Raw genomic sequence first — 16,021 nt, 5'->3', positions numbered from 1 at the left:
TGGACTTAAAAATCCAGTTTGTACTTTTTTGTATTGATTGTAAACCCCGTCGCCCGACCGCCGGGCAACCCGGCCCGCCAGCGGCAACGGCCGGGGAAGAGCATCGCGTTGGCGTTGAAAATAATCATTAACCTGTCGTTTAGCGACACGATTTTTTATTTATTTGCGTTAAGGAAGGTGCTGCCGCTGACTTATTTTGATGAAGGAAATGAGAATGAAAAAAATAGCGCTCGCGGCATCCGCCTATACGGCATGGGCGCCGTTGAGTTTCGCCGCCAGGAATGCGAACGCCTAATCGGCCGCTTATTTCCTGCCGACGCCGTCGTTTGGCTTAAATGATAAGACGCTGAAAAATAATTGCGTCATTTCGAACCGAAAAATCCTCCCGCCTTACCCGCGCAGGCCATGTGAAACGCTGTCGCCGATCCGGTAAGATGGCGACTCAGTGCCGGCATGCGCAGGAGAACCGCCATGAGCCATCGGGAAAAACAACTGACTTTCGACCCTCGCGGGCATCAGTTAACCAATATCAACGTCTGGACGCCGGACAGCCAATGGCTGGCTTATGACGTGCGCCCGCGCGGCGCCTCTTTCACCGGTCTGAGCATCGAGCGGGTCAACGTCGCCAGCGGCGCGGTGGAGGTGGTTTATCGCGCCCAGCACGGCGCCCACGTCGGCGTGGTCACGGTCAGTCCCGATGCGCCGGCGCGCTATGCCTTTATCCACGGTCCGGAACACCCCGACAGCGCCTGGCAGTATGATTTTCACCACCGCCGCGGGGTGATCGTCAGCGAACCGGATCGCGAGTTGGCCATCACCCTCGACGCGCTGGATATCACCGCCCCCTACACGCCCGGTGCGCTGCGCGGCGGCAGCCATGTGCACGTTTTCAGTCCGGACGGCAGCCGCCTCAGCTTTACCTACAACGACCACGTCATGCACGAACGCGATCCGGCGCGCGATCTGCGCAACGTCGGGGTGGCCGTGCCGCTGCACGGGGTCAATCCGCCGAAACAGCACCCGCGCGAGTATGACGGTAGCCACTATTGCGTGCTGGTCAGCGAGACGGTGCCGCAGCCGCAGCCGGGCAGCGATCAGATCAATCGCGCCTACGAAGAAGGCTGGATCGGCCGCGAGGGTTATCGTAAGGCCGACGGCAGCCGGCAGCGCTGGGCGCTGGCGTTCATCGGCGATACGCTGTCCGCCGCCGGCGAGAAGCTGCCGGAGGTGTTTATTGTCGATCTGCCGGAGAACGATGCCGATTACGCCAGGGCGGGCGCTTTGCCGTTGCAGGGGACGGAAAGCGAGTTGCCGGCGCCGCCGCAGGGCGTCAGGCAGCGGCGGGTAACCTTTACCGGCGATCGTCGTTATCCGGGCATTGCCGGTGCGCCGCGCCATTGGCTGCGCAGCTCGCCGGACGGCAGCCAAATCGCATTTTTGATGAAGGACGACGGCGGCGTGGTGCAGCTGTGGACGGTGTCGCCAAACGGCGGGGAGCCGCGGCAGGTGAGCCGCAGCGAGCATGACATCCAGTCAGCGTTCAGCTGGCACCCGCAGGGCGGGGCGATTGCCTTGGTGTGCGACAGCAGCGTGATGCTGTGCGAGGTCGCCGGCGGCCGCCTGCAGCGTTTAACGCAGCGCAGCGCGCAGCCGCCGTCGGCGGATGCCGTGGTGTTTTCACCGGATGGCAAGAAAGTGGCGTTTATGCGCGAGATAGCGGGGTTCAACCAGATCTTTGTGGTTGAGGTGTAAGGCGGGCCTGGCGGCCCGCTGCGTGCGCGATTAGTGGGTGGCGGTGCTGTCGTTGCCTTCGCCGGGATTGCCGGTTGCTGCCAGATTCTGCTGCTCGCTGCGCAGGATGCGCGCTTTTGGCGAGTCTGCGGTGGCGTCGTTGCCGGAACGCAGATAGTCGTAAGGCAGCAGTACGGTGTCCATCACTGCGGAAAACGGCAGATCCAGCGCCACCAGCGGCATCATCGCCCAGCTGGTGTTGTCGTCCTTCAGCATGTCCACGCTGGCGCGGGTGCCGGGGTAGTAACCCTGATTCGGGCCAGTATGGCTCATCACGCTGGAGCAACCGCTGGTCGCCAACAACATGCAGCCCGTCGCTATCGCTTTCATCGTCGTCATTAATCCATCCTGCAGGGTTGCTGTTCCCTTAAATTAAGCTGATTTATAACATCCTGTTGCTGCTTTTAAAGAAGCAAAATCCCGCTCTGTGGCGGCTCTCTCACTTTAGTGTAAGTGGTAAAAAAACTTTCGCCTAATCGGTGCGAAGTTTTTTTGATCCTCGCCTGTTGAATTCATGAAATCAACCCCCATTTTATCATCAGAGCCGAATTGAGAATTCGCCGTAAGGGAATTCTGGCTTAATTAGCCTGTCCAGAGTGGAAGGCGTATTTATTTCAACCTCGCTGAAGTGCCTTAGGAGGCTGTTTTATGCGTAATTTTGATCTTTCCCCGCTATACCGTTCCGCCATTGGTTTCGATCGCCTGTTCAACGCGCTGGAAGCCGGTCAGAGTCAGGGCAACGGCGGTTATCCGCCTTATAATGTCGAGCTGGTGGACGAAAATCATTATCGCATCGCCATCGCGGTAGCCGGGTTTGCCGAGCAGGAGCTGGAGATCACCACGCAAGATAATCTGCTGATCGTGCGCGGGGCGCACAATAACGAACCGGCAGAAAAAACCTATTTATACCAGGGCATCGCCGAGCGTAATTTCGAGCGTAAATTCCAGCTGGCCGAACATATTCAAATTAAAGGCGCCAAACTGGAGAATGGCCTGTTGTATATCGACATGCAACGCATCGTGCCGGAAACATTAAAACCGCGCCGCATCGAAATTAAATAAATTTCCGTTTCGCCGGCAGGTACGCTGCCGGCAAATAATACCTAGCCTGCCGTCAGGGGGCTGAATAAACACATCTCGCTTAATGAAAGGAGTTGTTCCTATGCGTAATTACGATTTATCCCCGCTTCTGCGTCAGTGGATTGGTTTTGATAAATTGGCCAGTTCAATGGGTGGCCAGGAACCCCAAGGGTTCCCACCGTACAACATTGAGAAAAGCGATGACAATCACTACCGCATTTCTCTGGCGCTGGCCGGTTTCCGGCAGAGCGAACTGAATATCGAAGTGGAAGGGCCGCGGTTGACCGTCAGCGGTAAACCTACGCCGCCGGAAAAACAGGTCGAATACCTGCATCAAGGGCTGGTGTGCAAAGAGTTCCAGCTGACCTTCACCCTGGCGGAGCATCTGCAGGTGTCCGAGGCCAAATTTGAAAATGGCCTGCTGCACATCGATCTGGTGCGTCAGGTGCCGGAAGCCTTGCAGCCGCAGCGCATCGCCATCGGTGCGACGCCGGAGCTGGAAGCCAAATAACCGACTGAAAAACGGTCATCATCATGCGGGGGAGATCCAGACGGATCTCCCCCGCTGCGTTATGTGGCGCACGCCACAGTCCCCCCGTCTGTTCGATGTCATAATCCTTGTTAATTGTGTGCTTTTAACCGTGAATTCCCGATTCAACTTTGGCAAGGATGTGACCTATGAGCGATATCGCCCTGACCGTCAGCATGTTGGCGCTGGCGGCCGTCATTGGGCTGTGGATGGGGAACTGGAAGCTGTACGGCGTCGGGCTGGGCATCGGCGGCGTGCTGTTCGGCGGCATCCTGGTCGGTCACTTCGCCCAGAGCGGGCAAATCAGCCTGAACGGGGACATGCTGCACTTTATCCAGGAGTTCGGCCTGATCCTGTTCGTCTACACCATCGGTATTCAGGTCGGCCCCGGTTTCTTCTCTTCGCTGCGCGTCTCTGGTCTGCGCCTCAACGCCTTCGCGGTGCTGCTGGTGCTGACCGGCGGCGTCGTGGCGGCGGCGGTGCACAAGCTGTTCGACGTGCCGCTGCCGATCATCCTCGGCGTGTTCTCCGGCGCGGTCACCAACACTCCGGCGCTGGGTGCCGGTCAACAAATCCTGACCGATCTCGGTTCCGATCCGGCGTTGGTGGACGGGATGGGCATGGGCTACGCCATGGCCTATCCGTTCGGCATATGCGGCATTCTGCTGGTAATGTGGCTGATCCGGCTGTTTTTCCGCATCAACATCGAGCGCGAGGCGCAGGCGTTTGAAAGCAGCCTGGGCAATCAGCGTGAGCTGCTGCACGCCATGAACGTGGCGGTGCGCAATCCCAATCTGCAGGGCATGGCGATCAAGCAGGTGCCGCTGCTCAACGGTGAAGCGATCGTCTGTTCGCGCCTCAAACGCGGGGAGCTGCTGATGGTGCCGGCGCCGCACGAGCGGCTGGAGCTTGGCGACTACCTGCATCTGGTGGGCAAACGCGAAGATCTGGAAAATGCCCGGCTGGTGATCGGCGAAGAGGTGGACGCCTCGCTGTCGACGCGCGGCACCGCGCTGCAGGTGGTGAGGGCGGTGGTGACCAACGAGCAGGTGCTGGGCAAGAAAATCCGCGATCTGAACCTGAAGCAGAAGTATGACGTGGTGATTTCACGCCTCAACCGCGCCGGCGTGGAGCTGGTGGCCGGCAGCAACGTGACGCTGCAGTTCGGCGACATTCTCAACCTGGTCGGTCGACCGGAGGCCATCGACGCGGTGACGGCAATCGTCGGCAACGCCCAACAAAAACTGCAGCAGGTGCAGATGCTGCCGGTCTTTATCGGCATCGGGCTCGGGGTGCTGCTCGGCTCCATTCCGCTGTTCGTGCCCGGCTTCCCGGCGGCATTGCGGCTGGGGTTGGCCGGCGGGCCGCTGGTGGCCGCGCTGATCCTGGGGCGCATCGGCAGCATCGGCAAGCTGTATTGGTTTATGCCGCCGAGCGCCAACCTGGCGCTGCGCGAACTGGGCATCGTGCTGTTTCTGGCGGTGGTCGGATTGAAGTCGGGCGGCAACTTCATCGATACGTTGTTGCACGGCGAAGGGCTGACGTGGGTCGGGTACGGCGCGCTGATCACCGCCATTCCGCTGCTGAGCGTCGGTATTCTGGCGCGCACGGTGGGCAAGATGAACTACCTGACGCTGTCCGGCATGCTGGCGGGATCGATGACCGATCCGCCGGCGCTGGCGTTCGCCAACGGTCTGCATCCGACCAGCGGCGCCGCCGCGCTGTCTTACGCCACCGTGTATCCGCTGGCGATGTTCCTGCGCATCATGTCGCCGCAGCTGCTGGCGGTGCTGTTCTGGACGCTGTAACGCTGCCCGACTACAGCCGGTAAGGCATTAACACGCCGTTGTCAGTGCCGAAATCTTTGGGGTTGCGGGAGATGAGCGTCCGGAACCCCACCTGCGCGGTGGCCCAGATAATGGCGTCCGGCAGCTTCACATGCTGTGAGTGGCGCAATTCTACGGCGCGTTCGGCAACTTCATCGGTAATAGGCAGCAGCAGGAATTGCCCTAAAAACTGGCGCGTTTTCAGCTCCAGCGCCGGCCCCTGTTTTTTGGCACCCACCATCACTTCCATCCAGGTGATGGCGCTAATAGCCGGGTTGATGTGGTATTCGGTCAGAACGTCTTTGGCTTGAGGAATGCCGTTGAGATAATCGATCAGGATATTGGTGTCGAATAGCGCCCGTTGAACCACCATTATTCCCACTCCTCGCGCTGACGATTTTCGTAGTCTACGCCATCGCCCATCGCCCCGGACCAGAGCCCGAAAGCATTGCTGGGATCTTCAACGTGGTTCTCCGTCAGATAACGGGAGACGGCCTGACGGATGATTTCGGCCCGGGGAACGTGGCGGATATTTTTCAGATTGTCGAGCTGCCGCAGGTCTTCTTCAGGTAAATCGATCACGATGCGAGTCATCGCTAGCCCTCCAGAAAAAAGATATACGATATATGCATCGTATATCTTTATCGGTCGATTTTCAATCAGCTGGCGTTAGCCTTCCTGATGCGCGCGTTCGATCTCTTCCGCCAGGATCGCCACGCCGCGCTCGATTTTCTCCGGGTCGGGCACGTAGTTCATGCGCATGCACTGGTGGGTGTGCGGCCAGTCGTGCTCCAGCCCCGGGAAGAAGTAGTGGCCCGGCACCATCAGCACGCCGCGCTTTTTCAGGCGCTGATACAGCACTTCGGTGGTGATCGGCAGATCCTTGAACCACAGCCAGAGGAAGATAGCCCCTTCCGGTTTGTGGATCAGGCAGCGCTCCGGCGACAGGTAGCGGCGGATAATCTCGATGGTGTGCTCGACGCGCTGTTTGTAGAACGGGCGAATCACCTCGTTCGACAGGCGCAGCAGATCGCCGCGCGCGATCATTTCCGTCGCCATCGCCGGCCCCATGCTGCCCGGCGACAGGCTGATGATGCCGTTCATGTTGGTCAGCGCGGTGATCACCTTCTCGTCGGCGATCACGATGCCGCAGCGCGAGCCCGGCAGGCCGAGCTTGGACAGACTCATGCACAGGATGGTGTTCGGGTTCCACAGCGGCGTGGCGTCGCTGAAGATGATGCCGGGGAACGGCACGCCATAGGCGTTGTCGATCACCAGCGGAATATCGCGCTGCTGTGCCAGCAGGTCGAGCTTCATCAGCTCTTCGTCGGTGATCACGTTGCCGGTCGGGTTGGTCGGCCGTGAAACGCAGATCATGCCGATGTCGTCGCCGATGGTGAGGTGTTCGAAATCAACGTGATACTTGAACTGGCCGTCCGGCAGCAGCTCGATGTTCGGCTTGGCGGAGACGAACAGCCCTTCGTCCAGCCCGGCGTCGGCATAGCCGATATATTCCGGCGCCAATGGGAACAGCACGCGGCGGCGCGAACCGTCGGCGTAGCGGCCGGCGAACAGGTTGAACAAGTAGAAAAACGCGCTTTGGCTGCCGTTCGTCAGTGCAATATTCTGTGGCGAAATCTCCCAGCCGAGCTCGTCGCGCAGCAGATTGGCCAGCGCTTTCAGCAGCGCGTCCTTGCCTTGCGGGCCGTCGTAGTTGCACAGCGCTTCGGTCAGTTTGCCCTGGTCGAGCATCTCCTGGCACAGCTGTTTGAAGTAGGCTTCCATCTCTGGGATCTGCGCCGGGTTGCCGCCGCCGAGCATGATGGCACCGGGGGTGCGCAGGCCTTCGTTCAGGTCGTCCATCAAACGGGTAATGCCCGCATAACGGGTAAATTTTTCGCCGAAAAGTGAGAAAGTCATAGGTGCAGCAGTACTGTTTCTTAGCAGGTAATCCCCCACCATACCGCCAGACAAATCCCGCTGCAACGCGGCCGACAAATCGACCAATGGGCACAAACTTCGATCATTGGCCGATTAGCAGCATATTACGCTGGATTATTGTGACCGTTCGCCGGCCCACACCACCATCACCTTATCGTCGCCGAGCCGGCGGCTGAAGGCGTAGTAGGCGGCGTGCGGCTGCGGGGTTTGCACGCCGCCGCCGATCGCCGGGTGGCGAGCGCGGAACTGCCCCAACCGTTGCCAGTGGGCCAGCAGCGGGGCTTTTTCCCCCTGCAGCTCGCGCCAGTTCATGTCGGAGCGGGTGCCCTGCAGCGGATCGGAACCGGTTGGGCCGAGCGGGCGGCCGCTTTCATCGCCGTAGTAAATCTGCACCGCGCCCGGCGCCAGCAACAGCAGGTTCGCCGCCCGCTGTTGCAGCGGCAGCGAGCCTTTGGCGTCGCTGGCCAAGAACAGCCGGGTGTCGTGCGAAGAGAGGTAGCTCAGCACGTTGAAATCCTGCAGCCGCTCGGCCATCTGCCGGTAGGTGGCATCGATGTCGGCAAAGCAGCCCAATGCCTGCGCCGCCTGGTCCTGGAAGTCGAAGTTGATCATCGCGTCGAAGCCGTTTTGGTAATAGTCGCTTTTCATCACCCCGTGGCCCCAGGCCTCGCCGGTCATCCAAAACGGCGCGTCATCCAGCGCCTGCTGCGGATGCTCCGCTTTCCACGCCGCCAATGCCGCCGTGGCGCGCTGCTTCAACAGCGCCAGCGTCGGTTTTTCCACGTGCTTGGCGGTATCGACGCGAAAACCGTCGATGCCGTAATCGCGCACCCACTGGCTGAGCCAGACGGTCAGGTAATCGCGGGTGGTGGCGCCGGGCATGTCGCGCGCGGCGGTGTCGGGTTTGTGGCGATAGAACAGCGGCAGGCCGCTGGCGCCGGGCGCTTCGGTTTTGATGTCCGGCAGGAAGGCCAGCGACATTGTCAGGTCATCATAGCCCGGTGAGTCATAGTCGCCGATGTCGGTGCGGATCCAGTTTTTCCCCCACCATTGGCGCCAGCCCGCTTTGTCGCTGAAGTTGATGTAGTCGTTGAAGCTGTGCCAGTTTTGCCCCGGTCCGGGGCGCCAGTCGCTCCAGTTTTTCCCCAGGGTTTTCTCCACTTCTGTACCCTGCAGATACAGCGAGCCGAAGTGGAACGTCTGCATATCCGCCAGCGTGGCGTAACCGACATGGTTCACCACCACGTCGAACAGAATGCGAATGCCGCGCCGATGCGCCTGCTCGACCAGCGTGCGCAGCTCCTGTTCGGTGCCCATGTTGGCGTCGAGGCGAGTCCAGTCCAGCGCGTAATAGCCGTGATAGGCGTAATGCGGGAAATCGCCTTTGGTGCCGCCGCCAACCCAGCCGTGGATCTGCTCCAGCGGCGAGCTGATCCACAAGGCGTTGACGCCCAGCTGCTGCAGATAATCCAGTTTCTGCGTCAGGCCGGCCAGATCGCCGCCGTGAAAGGTGCCTATTTCCTGCAGGCCGTCGCTGCGGCGCCCGTAGCTGTGGTCATTGGCCGGGTTACCGTTCTCAAAGCGATCGGTCAGCACGAAGTAGACCGTGGCGTTATGCCAGCTGAACGCCGCCGGTTTCGCCGTGGCGGCGGATTCCAGCAGCAACAGGCCGCCGCTGGCGGCGGCGGGTTGCAGCGTTATTTTCCCCTGGCTCACCTGCGCCGTTTGGCCGGAATAGAAATCGCGCAGCGTTTCGCCTTCGGCGAAGGTGGAGGCGACGTCGACCGTGACCGGCTTGCCGTCCCAGCGCGGGCAGCTGCGGACGGCAACGGTGGTGCTTTCCGGCGCGCTGCTCAGGCTGAGCTGCAGCGTCGGCGTGCCGCTGCGGGTGTCGATGCGCACCTGATAATCGCCGGCGCGGAACTGCCGCCAGTTGACCGGCGGGTGAGTGCCGCAGGGCTGCAGCGACAGCGTCTGGTTAAGCTTCACTGCCTCGGCCGGCTGCCAGCAGTGGTTATCCTGATACAGCCGCAGCGGCAGCTGGCCTTTGGGCAGCGCGGCCTGGCTGGCGAACAGCCCGGCGGCCGTTTCGTCGAAGGCCGGGAAGCCCGGCAGCGTCCAGCCGGCTAGCGCCGAAGGCGACAGCAGCATCAACAAGGGCAGGGGTAAAAGCTTCATGGCTCTCCTTACGCGCGGCAGGAAGCGTTTTTTCGCAGGGTAGCGCCCAGTGTGGCAAACGGTGGAAAAATGGCCTCCTCCCTGCGGGGGTTTTTCGGGGAGGAGAGGAAGGGCGGAGCGTTTTCGGATTGATTCGGCTTGGCTTTGCGCGCGCGCTGCGGCAGATTAAACGATGAACATCAAAGGAGGTTAGCGATGACGGACAAAAACTGGCGAGAAGAGATCGTTCAGGCAATTCAGGATGCCGAATTGCAGCACTTCGCCGAAGAACATCAGCTGCAGGCGCTGTTCGCACCGCAGCAGGAAGATCAACACGGCCGGTTATCCGCAGAGCACCGGCCGCGCTGAGTTATTTCCGCAACAGCTGCGGGTTGACGCAGTTTTCTTTCACCGTGCCGGTCAACGCGGCGATCAAATTATCCACCGCGCAGGCGGCCATGCCGTAGCGCGTTTCATGGGTGGCGGAGCCGATGTGCGGCAACGCCACCACGTTCGGCATGCTGAGCAGCGGCGAGTTGGCCGGCAGCGGCTCTTTCTCGAACACGTCCAACCCGGCGGCGTGGATCACGCCGTTTTGCAGCGCTTCGATCAGCGCCTGCTCATCCACCACCGGCCCGCGGCCGGCGTTGATCAGAATGCCGCTTTTCTTCATTTTCGCCAGCTGTTCGCGGCCGATCATGTGGAAGGTTTGTTCGGTCAGCGGCAGCGTGATGCAAACGAAATCCGACTCGGCCAGCAGGGTGTCCAGATCGCAGCGGCGCGCGTTGAAGCGCTGTTCCGCCTCTTCATGCGTGCGGCGGGCGTTGTACAGCACCGGCATGCCGAAACCGAAATGCGCGCGCTGCGCCAGCGCCAGGCCGATGCGCCCCATGCCGAGGATGCCGATGGTTTTATGGTGCACGTCGACGCCGAACCAGTCCGGCCCGATGCTGCCGCGCCATTCGCCGGCCTTCACCCGCTCGGCCACTTCCACCACCCGGCGCGCGGTCGCCAGCACCAGGCTCATGATGGTGTCGGCGACGGTTTCGGTCAGCACCGTCGGGGTGTGCATCAGCAGCACGTTATGGGCGTTGAGCGCCTCGACGTCGAAGTTGTCGTAGCCGACGGAAACGGTCGAGGCCGCGCGCAGTTTGGGCGCCTGCTGCAGGAAGGCTTCGTCAATTTTACCGCCGGAACCGATGATCCCTTCGGCCTGCTGCAGCGCCTGGCGCAGTTCGTCGCGGTTCTCCGGCTGCAGGCCGTTGAAGGCGTGCACGGTGAAGTGCTGTTCCAGACGTTCACGCAGATCGGCAGGCAGGCTTTTGTACAATACGATAGAAGGCTTCATCACGAACTCCAGCTGGGCCAAAGGGGGCATGGCGCCCCCCCGGTTGGGTTAACAGATAAAAAGTATAACCGGATCAAGCCAATTGCGGCTGGATCTCGTTGCGGGCGGGTTTGACGATCAGCGTCAGCACCACCGCCACCACCAGTGCGATGGCCATAAACATGTAAGAGGCCGCCGGGCTGCCGGTGGCGCCATTCAGATAGCCGACGAACCATGAACCGAAGAACGACCCCAGCGCGCCCATGCTGTTGATCAGCGCCATGGCGCCCCCGGCGACGTTTTTCGGCAGCATTTCCGGAATGATGGCGAAGAATGGCCCGTAGGGGGCGTACATCGCGGCGCCGGCGACCACCAGCAGGCCGTAGGAGATCCAGAAGTGGTTGGTGCCGACGGCGTAAGAGCCGAAGAACGCCAGCGCGCCGATCAGCAGCAGCGGCCAGACGAACAGCTTGCGGTTTTGCATTTTGTCCGACGCCCAGGAGACCACGATCATGGCGATGGTCGCCGCCAGGTAAGGCACCGCCGACAGCCAGCCGGCTTCCACCATGCCCATCTGCATGCCGCTGCGCAGGATGGAAGGCAGCCACAGCACGAAGCCGTACACGCCGATGCTCCAGGCGAAGTACTGCACGCACAGCAGGATCACGTTGCGCGAACGGAAGGCTTCGCCGTAGTTGCGCACGGCCTTGATGCCTTTCTGCTCTTCGTCCAGCTGCTGTTGCAGCGCCAGTTTCTCCTCGGCGCTCAGCCAGCCGGCCTGCGCCGGTTTGTCTTTCGCCAGCACCCACCAGCAGAACGCCCAGATAACCGCCGGAATGCCCTCGATGATGAACATTTCGCGCCAGCCGAAAGCGTGAATGAGATAACCGGACACCACCGACATCCACAGCACCGTCACCGGATTGCCGAGGATCAGGAAAGTATTGGCGCGTGACCGTTCCGATTTAGTGAACCAGTTGCTGATGTAGATCAGCATCGCCGGCATCACTGCCGCTTCCACCACGCCGAGGATAAAGCGGATGGCGGCCAACATCGGGATATTGCTGACCACGCCGGTCAGCGAGGCGCAGCCGCCCCACAGGATCAGGCACCAGAAGATCAATTTTTTGACGCTGCGGCGTTCGGCGTAGATGGCGCCGGGAATTTGGAAGAAGAAATAACCGAGGAAAAACAGCGCGCCCAGCAGCGAGGCCATGCCTTTGGTGATGCCGAGATCTTCATTGATGCCGGCGGCAGAGGCGAAGCTGAAGTTGGCGCGATCGAGATAGGCCAGGCTGTAGGTGATAAACACGATGGGCATGATGTACCACCAGCGTTTGGCCGCGACAGTCGCTTTGTTCATGTTCAGTATCCTTCAGTGGTGTTGCATCCCCTTTGCCCGGCACGCTGGGCATGCAAGACAAAGGGGCAGATGCTCTCCCGACGCGTCCCGGTTGTAGGGCCAGAGGCTGACGTCATGCGGAGAAGTCGTTTTTTTTATTGTTATTCGGCCAGCGCCGCGCGGGTTGGCAGGCCTTCGCTGTCGCCGATGGCCTGGATCGCCAGCGAACCGATTTTGTTGCCGCGCTGCACCGCCTGTATCAGCGTTTTGCCTTCCAGCAGGGCGCTGAGGGTGCCGACGGCAAAGCCGTCACCGGCACCGACGGTATCCACCACGTTGTCGACCTTCACTGCGGCCACTGCCGCCTTGTCGCCGGCGGCGGTTTTAAACCAGGCGCCGTCCGGGCCGGTTTTGATGATCACCGCCTGCACGCCGCGTTCCAGATAGAAATCGGCGATGCCTTCCGGCGTCGATTGGCCGGTGAGGATCTGCCCCTCTTTCAGCCCCGGCAGCACCCAGTCGGCGGCGAACGCCAGCTGGTTCAACTGCTCGATCATCACCTCGCGGCTGGGCCACAGCACCGGGCGCAGATTGGGGTCGAACGAAATGGTTTTGCCCATGGCGCGCATCTCGCGCGCCGCATGGTGGCACAGCGCCAGCGACTCGCTGGACAGCGCCGCTGCAACGCCGCTCAGGTGCAGGTGGCGTGCGGAACCGAAATACTCAGGGTCGAAATCGGCGACCGACAGGTGGCTGGCCGCCGAGCCTTTGCGGAAGTATTCCACGCTGGGATCGGTACCATCGGTGGTTTTGGATTTCACCTGAAAGCCGGTCGGATAGTGGCCGTCGACCGTCACCTGCCGGTAGTTGATGCCTTCTTTTTTCAGCTGCTGCAGGGTGAAGCGGCCGAACGAATCGTTGCCGACGCGGCTGACCCAGCCGACGTTCATGCCCAGACGCGCCAGGCCGATCGCCACGTTAAGTTCAGCGCCGGCGATGCGTTTGGTGAAGGTTTCCACCTCAGCCAAATCGCCGGTTTGCGCCGCCACGAACATCGCCATGGCTTCGCCCAGCGTGACCACATCCAGGGGCGCCTGCTGCGCCGTCGTTGCCGTTAACGTTGTCATCATGGGGCTACTCCGCACGCAAAATATTGACGTAATGGCGGGTGACGGCTTCCAGGTCATCGCCCTGCAACGGGAATTCGATGCCGCGCGGCGCATCGTGCGGCAGGCGGGCCAGCAGATCGCGCCAGCTGCCGTCGGTATCGTCCAGCGCGACGGCGCGCCAGCCGCGCGGGCCTTGGGTGGCGGCTTTGACGTGCACGTAACCGACGTGGCGGGCCAGGCGTTCGGCGGCGGCAAAGGCGTCTTGCCCCACCCACAGCCAGTTGGCCATATCGAAGGTCATGCTGACCGGCAGGTGGCTATCTTCCGCGGCGTGGAAAAAGGCGTTCAGCATCGACAAAATGCCGCAGTCCGGCGTCTGATCGTTTTCGACCACCAGTTTGACCGGGTGCTGCTCCAGCGCCACTTTCAGCTCGGTAAAATCGAAGCCGGGGCGGAAATGGCCGAGGGAAAGCTTCAGCCGGCGCGCGTTCAGCGCCTGCGCTTCCGCCAGCAGCGCCGGCAGGTTAGGGTTCAGCGTATGTTGCGGGGTGAACAGCGCCTCAGGGGCGGAGTAGACGGCGAACAGCTGCTGGCGATCGATCTCTTGCGCCAGGGCCGGCAGGCTGTCCAGTTCGCCGGCGGCGAACAGTTCGCGGCGGATCTCGACCCCGTCGGCGCCTGCGCCGGCGATGATGGGCAACAGCGCGCGCTGGCCGCCGTGTTGTTTGACGGTATCGGTGCCGTAGGCACCGGTGACCACGATGATTTCTGTTTTCATTTTGACTCCTGAGGCGGCATTGTCGCCGCCGCTGCTGTTACCGGTACGTTAAATGGAACCGGTTCCAGCGGAAAGCGACAGAGTGTAAAAATATGATCGCAATCACGAAGCTGAGCAAAAAACAGCCGATGAGGGCGGGGCGGGCAACGGCCCCGGAGAAGGCGGGTTAGCGGGTGGTGGAGCCGCGGACGATCAGCTCGCCGGAGAACATCTGCTCGCCGCTGGGGGCGGCCAGGCCCTGAATGCGCTGCACCAGCCGCTCCAGCGCCGCGTGCCCCATTTGGTAGGTGGGCTGTTTCAGCGTGGTGATGCCGACGCCCGCCAGCTCCGCCCACTCCAGCTCGTCGAAGCCCAGCAGGCCGATGTCGTTGCCCCACTGAATGCCGAGCCGGCGCATGGCGCGCGCCACCTGCAGCGTCAGGGCGCCGTTAGCGGAGATCACCGCCTTGCGCATGCCGCGATGGCGGCCACTGAAATCGCTCAGTACCTGCTCCAGCTTCTGCCGATCGTTGAGCGGCGTTTCGGCCTGCTCCGCCAACAGCGTGGGGTGCTGCGCCATGGTGTGTCTGAAAGCGTGCAGGCGTTCGAGACGGGTATTGACCGTACCGAGCGGCTCGCTGAGGAACAGGATCGCTTCGAAACCTTGTTGCAGCAGATGTTCGGTGGCGACGGTGGCGGCTTCGCGGTTGTTCAGGCCCACCACGTCGCAGGCGAAGTCGGGGATTTTGCGGTCGATCAGTACCATCGGCAGCATCGACTGTTGCAGCGTGGATAACGCTTCCTCGCGCATGCCGACCGCGTTGACCACGATGCCTTCCACCCGGTAACTGCTGAGCAGCTGCAGGTAGTGCTGTTCCTGATTGACTTCGTTGTTGGTGTTACACACCAGCAGGGTAAAGCCGTGCTGGCGGCAGGCGGCCTCGATGCCGCGCATCACGTCCACCGAATAGGGGTTGGTGATATCGGCGAGGATCAGGCCGATCAGGCGGGTCTGGCCGCCTTTCAGGCTGCGCGCCATCTGGCTTGGCCGGTAGTCGAGCTGCCGGATCGCCTGTTCGATGCGCTGTTTGAGATCGTCGGAAAGCAGGTGTTGTTCACCATTCAGATAGCGCGACACGCTGGTCTTGCCGGTTTTGGCGATGTTGGCCACATCGCTGATGGTGGCGCGCCCTGAGGCGCGCGTTGCCTTGACAGTGCTCACAGCCGATCCCTCCTGCGGTTAATTGCCAAGGAGACTACCATACCCGATGTGCGGGCGGGAGTATTGAAGGGTAAGGAGAAAATCGCAGGGAGGCGGCGGGGCGCCGGTTGCGCGCCCCGCACGGGATTACTGCAGCGGGCTGAGGGTGATCTCGACGCGGCGGTTTTGCGCCTTGCCTTCCGCGGTGCTGTTGGAGGCGATCGGGTTGTCCGGGCCGGCACCGGTGGTGCGGATACGGTTTGCCGCCACGCCCTGGGTGATCAGCGCGCTGGCTACGCCGTCGGCGCGCTGCTGCGACAGGTTCATGTTGAGCGAGCGGGAGCCGGTGCTGTCGGTGTAGCCGACAACGTTGACCGCGGTTTTCGGGTACTCTTTCAGCACCATGGCGACGCCGGTCAGGGTGTTGGCGCCCGCCGGTTTCAGCGTGGCGCTGCTGCTGTCGAAGGTCACGTTGTTCGGCATGTTCAGCACGATGTTGTCGCCCTGGCGGGTGACGCTGACGCCGGTGCCTTTCATCTTGTCGCGCAGTTTGGCTTCCTGCACGTCCATGTAATAACCTGCGCCGCCGCCCAGTGCCGCACCGGCCGCCGCGCCGATCAGCGCGCCCTTGCCGCGATCTTTCTTGGAAGAGGACAGCACGCCGACACCAGCGCCCAGTGCGGCCCCGAGGCCTGCGCCGATGCCGGATTTGCCGACTTCGGATTCGCCGGTGTATGGGTTAGTGGTACAGGCCGACAGCGTGAGCGCTACGCTCACTGCGCCGGCAATAATTGCAATGCGTTTTTTCATGTTCTTGTCCTTAATGGCATCAAAATCTGTACGCGCCTGCCCAAAACGGGGGCGCAAAAAATAGGCGACGCAGGTGGGGCCCGCGTCACCGCGCTACTATGACGCGTTGACTCGCCGGCAGTTCCGGAGAAAAACGTGACAAATGATGAGC

General features: G+C 61.6%; 17 protein-coding genes. 6 read left to right on the top strand and 11 right to left on the bottom strand.

What is annotated here, in order from left to right:
• Positions 1-18: 18 nt before the first annotated feature.
• Complete coding sequence (locus AWX27_RS18670; protein ID WP_060424348.1) at positions 19-339, top strand: hypothetical protein; 321 nt, start codon at positions 19-21, stop codon at positions 337-339.
• Positions 340-471: 132 nt separating this feature from the next.
• Positions 472-1,752, top strand: coding sequence for a DUF3748 domain-containing protein (locus AWX27_RS18665; RefSeq protein WP_060424345.1), 1,281 nt, complete (start codon positions 472-474; stop codon positions 1,750-1,752).
• Between the two features lie 30 nt (positions 1,753-1,782).
• Here the strand turns inward: AWX27_RS18665 and AWX27_RS18660 are convergent, their stop codons facing one another.
• Positions 1,783-2,130 carry a YceK/YidQ family lipoprotein gene (locus AWX27_RS18660; protein WP_016929593.1) on the bottom strand — a complete coding sequence of 116 codons (348 nt, stop codon included), beginning with the start codon at positions 2,128-2,130 and terminating at the stop codon, positions 1,783-1,785.
• A 309-nt stretch (positions 2,131-2,439) separates the two neighbouring features.
• Between AWX27_RS18660 and ibpA the strand changes: the two genes are divergently transcribed.
• From ibpA to AWX27_RS18645, 3 genes are all read left to right on the top strand, one after another.
• Entirely contained in the window at positions 2,440-2,853 is a 414-nt protein-coding gene (ibpA, locus tag AWX27_RS18655) for a small heat shock chaperone IbpA (RefSeq protein ID WP_004933919.1), read from the top strand.
• Positions 2,854-2,953: 100 nt separating this feature from the next.
• Positions 2,954-3,382, top strand: a complete 429-nt coding sequence (gene ibpB, locus AWX27_RS18650) for a small heat shock chaperone IbpB (protein ID WP_004933922.1) — start codon at positions 2,954-2,956, stop codon at positions 3,380-3,382.
• A 167-nt stretch (positions 3,383-3,549) separates the two neighbouring features.
• Complete coding sequence (locus tag AWX27_RS18645; protein ID WP_047729572.1) at positions 3,550-5,208, top strand: putative transporter; 1,659 nt, start codon at positions 3,550-3,552, stop codon at positions 5,206-5,208.
• Between the two features lie 10 nt (positions 5,209-5,218).
• On the opposite strand, the gene AWX27_RS18640 is transcribed toward AWX27_RS18645, so the two are convergent.
• The 4 genes from AWX27_RS18640 to AWX27_RS18625 form a co-directional block, all read right to left on the bottom strand.
• Positions 5,219-5,599, bottom strand: a complete 381-nt coding sequence (locus AWX27_RS18640; protein WP_060424343.1) for a type II toxin-antitoxin system VapC family toxin — start codon at positions 5,597-5,599, stop codon at positions 5,219-5,221.
• On the bottom strand, positions 5,599-5,820 hold the full coding sequence (locus AWX27_RS18635) for a ribbon-helix-helix domain-containing protein (protein ID WP_004933932.1): 222 nt from the start codon (positions 5,818-5,820) through the stop codon (positions 5,599-5,601). Before AWX27_RS18635 ends, AWX27_RS18640 begins: the two co-directional genes overlap by 1 nt.
• A 75-nt stretch (positions 5,821-5,895) precedes the next feature.
• Positions 5,896-7,146, bottom strand: coding sequence for a valine--pyruvate transaminase (locus tag AWX27_RS18630; RefSeq protein ID WP_004933935.1), 1,251 nt, complete (start codon positions 7,144-7,146; stop codon positions 5,896-5,898).
• A gap of 135 nt (positions 7,147-7,281) precedes the next feature.
• The gene (locus AWX27_RS18625) at positions 7,282-9,345 is read right to left on the bottom strand and encodes an alpha-amylase (RefSeq protein ID WP_060424339.1); all 2,064 of its coding nucleotides are present in this window, start codon (positions 9,343-9,345) and stop codon (positions 7,282-7,284) included.
• A gap of 195 nt (positions 9,346-9,540) precedes the next feature.
• On the opposite strand from AWX27_RS18625, the gene AWX27_RS25320 reads away from it, so the two are divergent.
• Positions 9,541-9,693 (top strand): hypothetical protein, encoded by a 153-nt coding sequence (locus AWX27_RS25320; RefSeq protein ID WP_169317907.1) that lies wholly within the window; start codon positions 9,541-9,543, stop codon positions 9,691-9,693.
• Between the two features lies 1 nt (position 9,694).
• Here AWX27_RS25320 and ghrB read toward each other — a convergent pair whose 3' ends face one another.
• The 6 genes from ghrB to AWX27_RS18595 form a co-directional block, all read right to left on the bottom strand.
• Positions 9,695-10,672 (bottom strand): glyoxylate/hydroxypyruvate reductase GhrB, encoded by a 978-nt coding sequence (gene ghrB, locus AWX27_RS18620; RefSeq protein ID WP_060424337.1) that lies wholly within the window; start codon positions 10,670-10,672, stop codon positions 9,695-9,697.
• Positions 10,673-10,745: 73 nt separating this feature from the next.
• The gene (locus AWX27_RS18615) at positions 10,746-12,014 is read right to left on the bottom strand and encodes an MFS transporter (protein WP_060424334.1); all 1,269 of its coding nucleotides are present in this window, start codon (positions 12,012-12,014) and stop codon (positions 10,746-10,748) included.
• A 140-nt stretch (positions 12,015-12,154) separates the two neighbouring features.
• A complete protein-coding gene (locus tag AWX27_RS18610; protein ID WP_060424404.1) occupies positions 12,155-13,120 on the bottom strand; it encodes a sugar kinase in 966 nt (321 codons plus the stop codon).
• 7 nt (positions 13,121-13,127) lie between these two features.
• The gene (locus tag AWX27_RS18605; protein ID WP_060424332.1) at positions 13,128-13,880 is read right to left on the bottom strand and encodes a sugar phosphate isomerase/epimerase family protein; all 753 of its coding nucleotides are present in this window, start codon (positions 13,878-13,880) and stop codon (positions 13,128-13,130) included.
• Positions 13,881-14,046: 166 nt separating this feature from the next.
• Positions 14,047-15,081 carry a LacI family DNA-binding transcriptional regulator gene (locus AWX27_RS18600; protein ID WP_060424330.1) on the bottom strand — a complete coding sequence of 345 codons (1,035 nt, stop codon included), beginning with the start codon at positions 15,079-15,081 and terminating at the stop codon, positions 14,047-14,049.
• A gap of 126 nt (positions 15,082-15,207) precedes the next feature.
• Positions 15,208-15,870: an OmpA family lipoprotein gene (locus tag AWX27_RS18595; RefSeq protein ID WP_016929583.1), complete on the bottom strand. Its 663-nt coding sequence runs from the start codon at positions 15,868-15,870 to the stop codon at positions 15,208-15,210.
• Positions 15,871-16,021 lie beyond the last annotated feature (151 nt).

The sequence above is a fragment of the Serratia sp. 2880STDY5682894 genome (assembly GCF_001537385.1).
Lineage (GTDB): Bacteria > Pseudomonadota > Gammaproteobacteria > Enterobacterales > Enterobacteriaceae > Serratia > Serratia nevei.
The sequence above is the reverse complement of the archived record's forward strand: the minus strand, read 5'-3'. Positions and strand labels throughout refer to the sequence as shown.

Excerpts from the sequence above, each read along its gene's own strand:
- AWX27_RS18665 (WP_060424345.1), top strand. The coding sequence starts at position 472 with ATGAGCCATCGGGAAAAACAACTGACTTTCGACCCTCGCGGGCATCAG.
- AWX27_RS18660 (WP_016929593.1), bottom strand. The coding sequence starts at position 2,130 with ATGACGACGATGAAAGCGATAGCGACGGGCTGCATGTTGTTGGCGACC.
- ibpA (WP_004933919.1), top strand. The coding sequence starts at position 2,440 with ATGCGTAATTTTGATCTTTCCCCGCTATACCGTTCCGCCATTGGTTTC.
- ibpB (WP_004933922.1), top strand. The coding sequence starts at position 2,954 with ATGCGTAATTACGATTTATCCCCGCTTCTGCGTCAGTGGATTGGTTTT.
- AWX27_RS18645 (WP_047729572.1), top strand. The coding sequence starts at position 3,550 with ATGAGCGATATCGCCCTGACCGTCAGCATGTTGGCGCTGGCGGCCGTC.
- AWX27_RS18640 (WP_060424343.1), bottom strand. The coding sequence starts at position 5,599 with ATGGTGGTTCAACGGGCGCTATTCGACACCAATATCCTGATCGATTAT.
- AWX27_RS18635 (WP_004933932.1), bottom strand. The coding sequence starts at position 5,820 with ATGACTCGCATCGTGATCGATTTACCTGAAGAAGACCTGCGGCAGCTC.
- AWX27_RS18630 (WP_004933935.1), bottom strand. The coding sequence starts at position 7,146 with ATGACTTTCTCACTTTTCGGCGAAAAATTTACCCGTTATGCGGGCATT.
- AWX27_RS18625 (WP_060424339.1), bottom strand. The coding sequence starts at position 9,345 with ATGAAGCTTTTACCCCTGCCCTTGTTGATGCTGCTGTCGCCTTCGGCG.
- AWX27_RS25320 (WP_169317907.1), top strand. The coding sequence starts at position 9,541 with ATGACGGACAAAAACTGGCGAGAAGAGATCGTTCAGGCAATTCAGGAT.
- ghrB (WP_060424337.1), bottom strand. The coding sequence starts at position 10,672 with ATGAAGCCTTCTATCGTATTGTACAAAAGCCTGCCTGCCGATCTGCGT.
- AWX27_RS18615 (WP_060424334.1), bottom strand. The coding sequence starts at position 12,014 with ATGAACAAAGCGACTGTCGCGGCCAAACGCTGGTGGTACATCATGCCC.
- AWX27_RS18610 (WP_060424404.1), bottom strand. The coding sequence starts at position 13,120 with ATGACAACGTTAACGGCAACGACGGCGCAGCAGGCGCCCCTGGATGTG.
- AWX27_RS18605 (WP_060424332.1), bottom strand. The coding sequence starts at position 13,880 with ATGAAAACAGAAATCATCGTGGTCACCGGTGCCTACGGCACCGATACC.
- AWX27_RS18595 (WP_016929583.1), bottom strand. The coding sequence starts at position 15,870 with ATGAAAAAACGCATTGCAATTATTGCCGGCGCAGTGAGCGTAGCGCTC.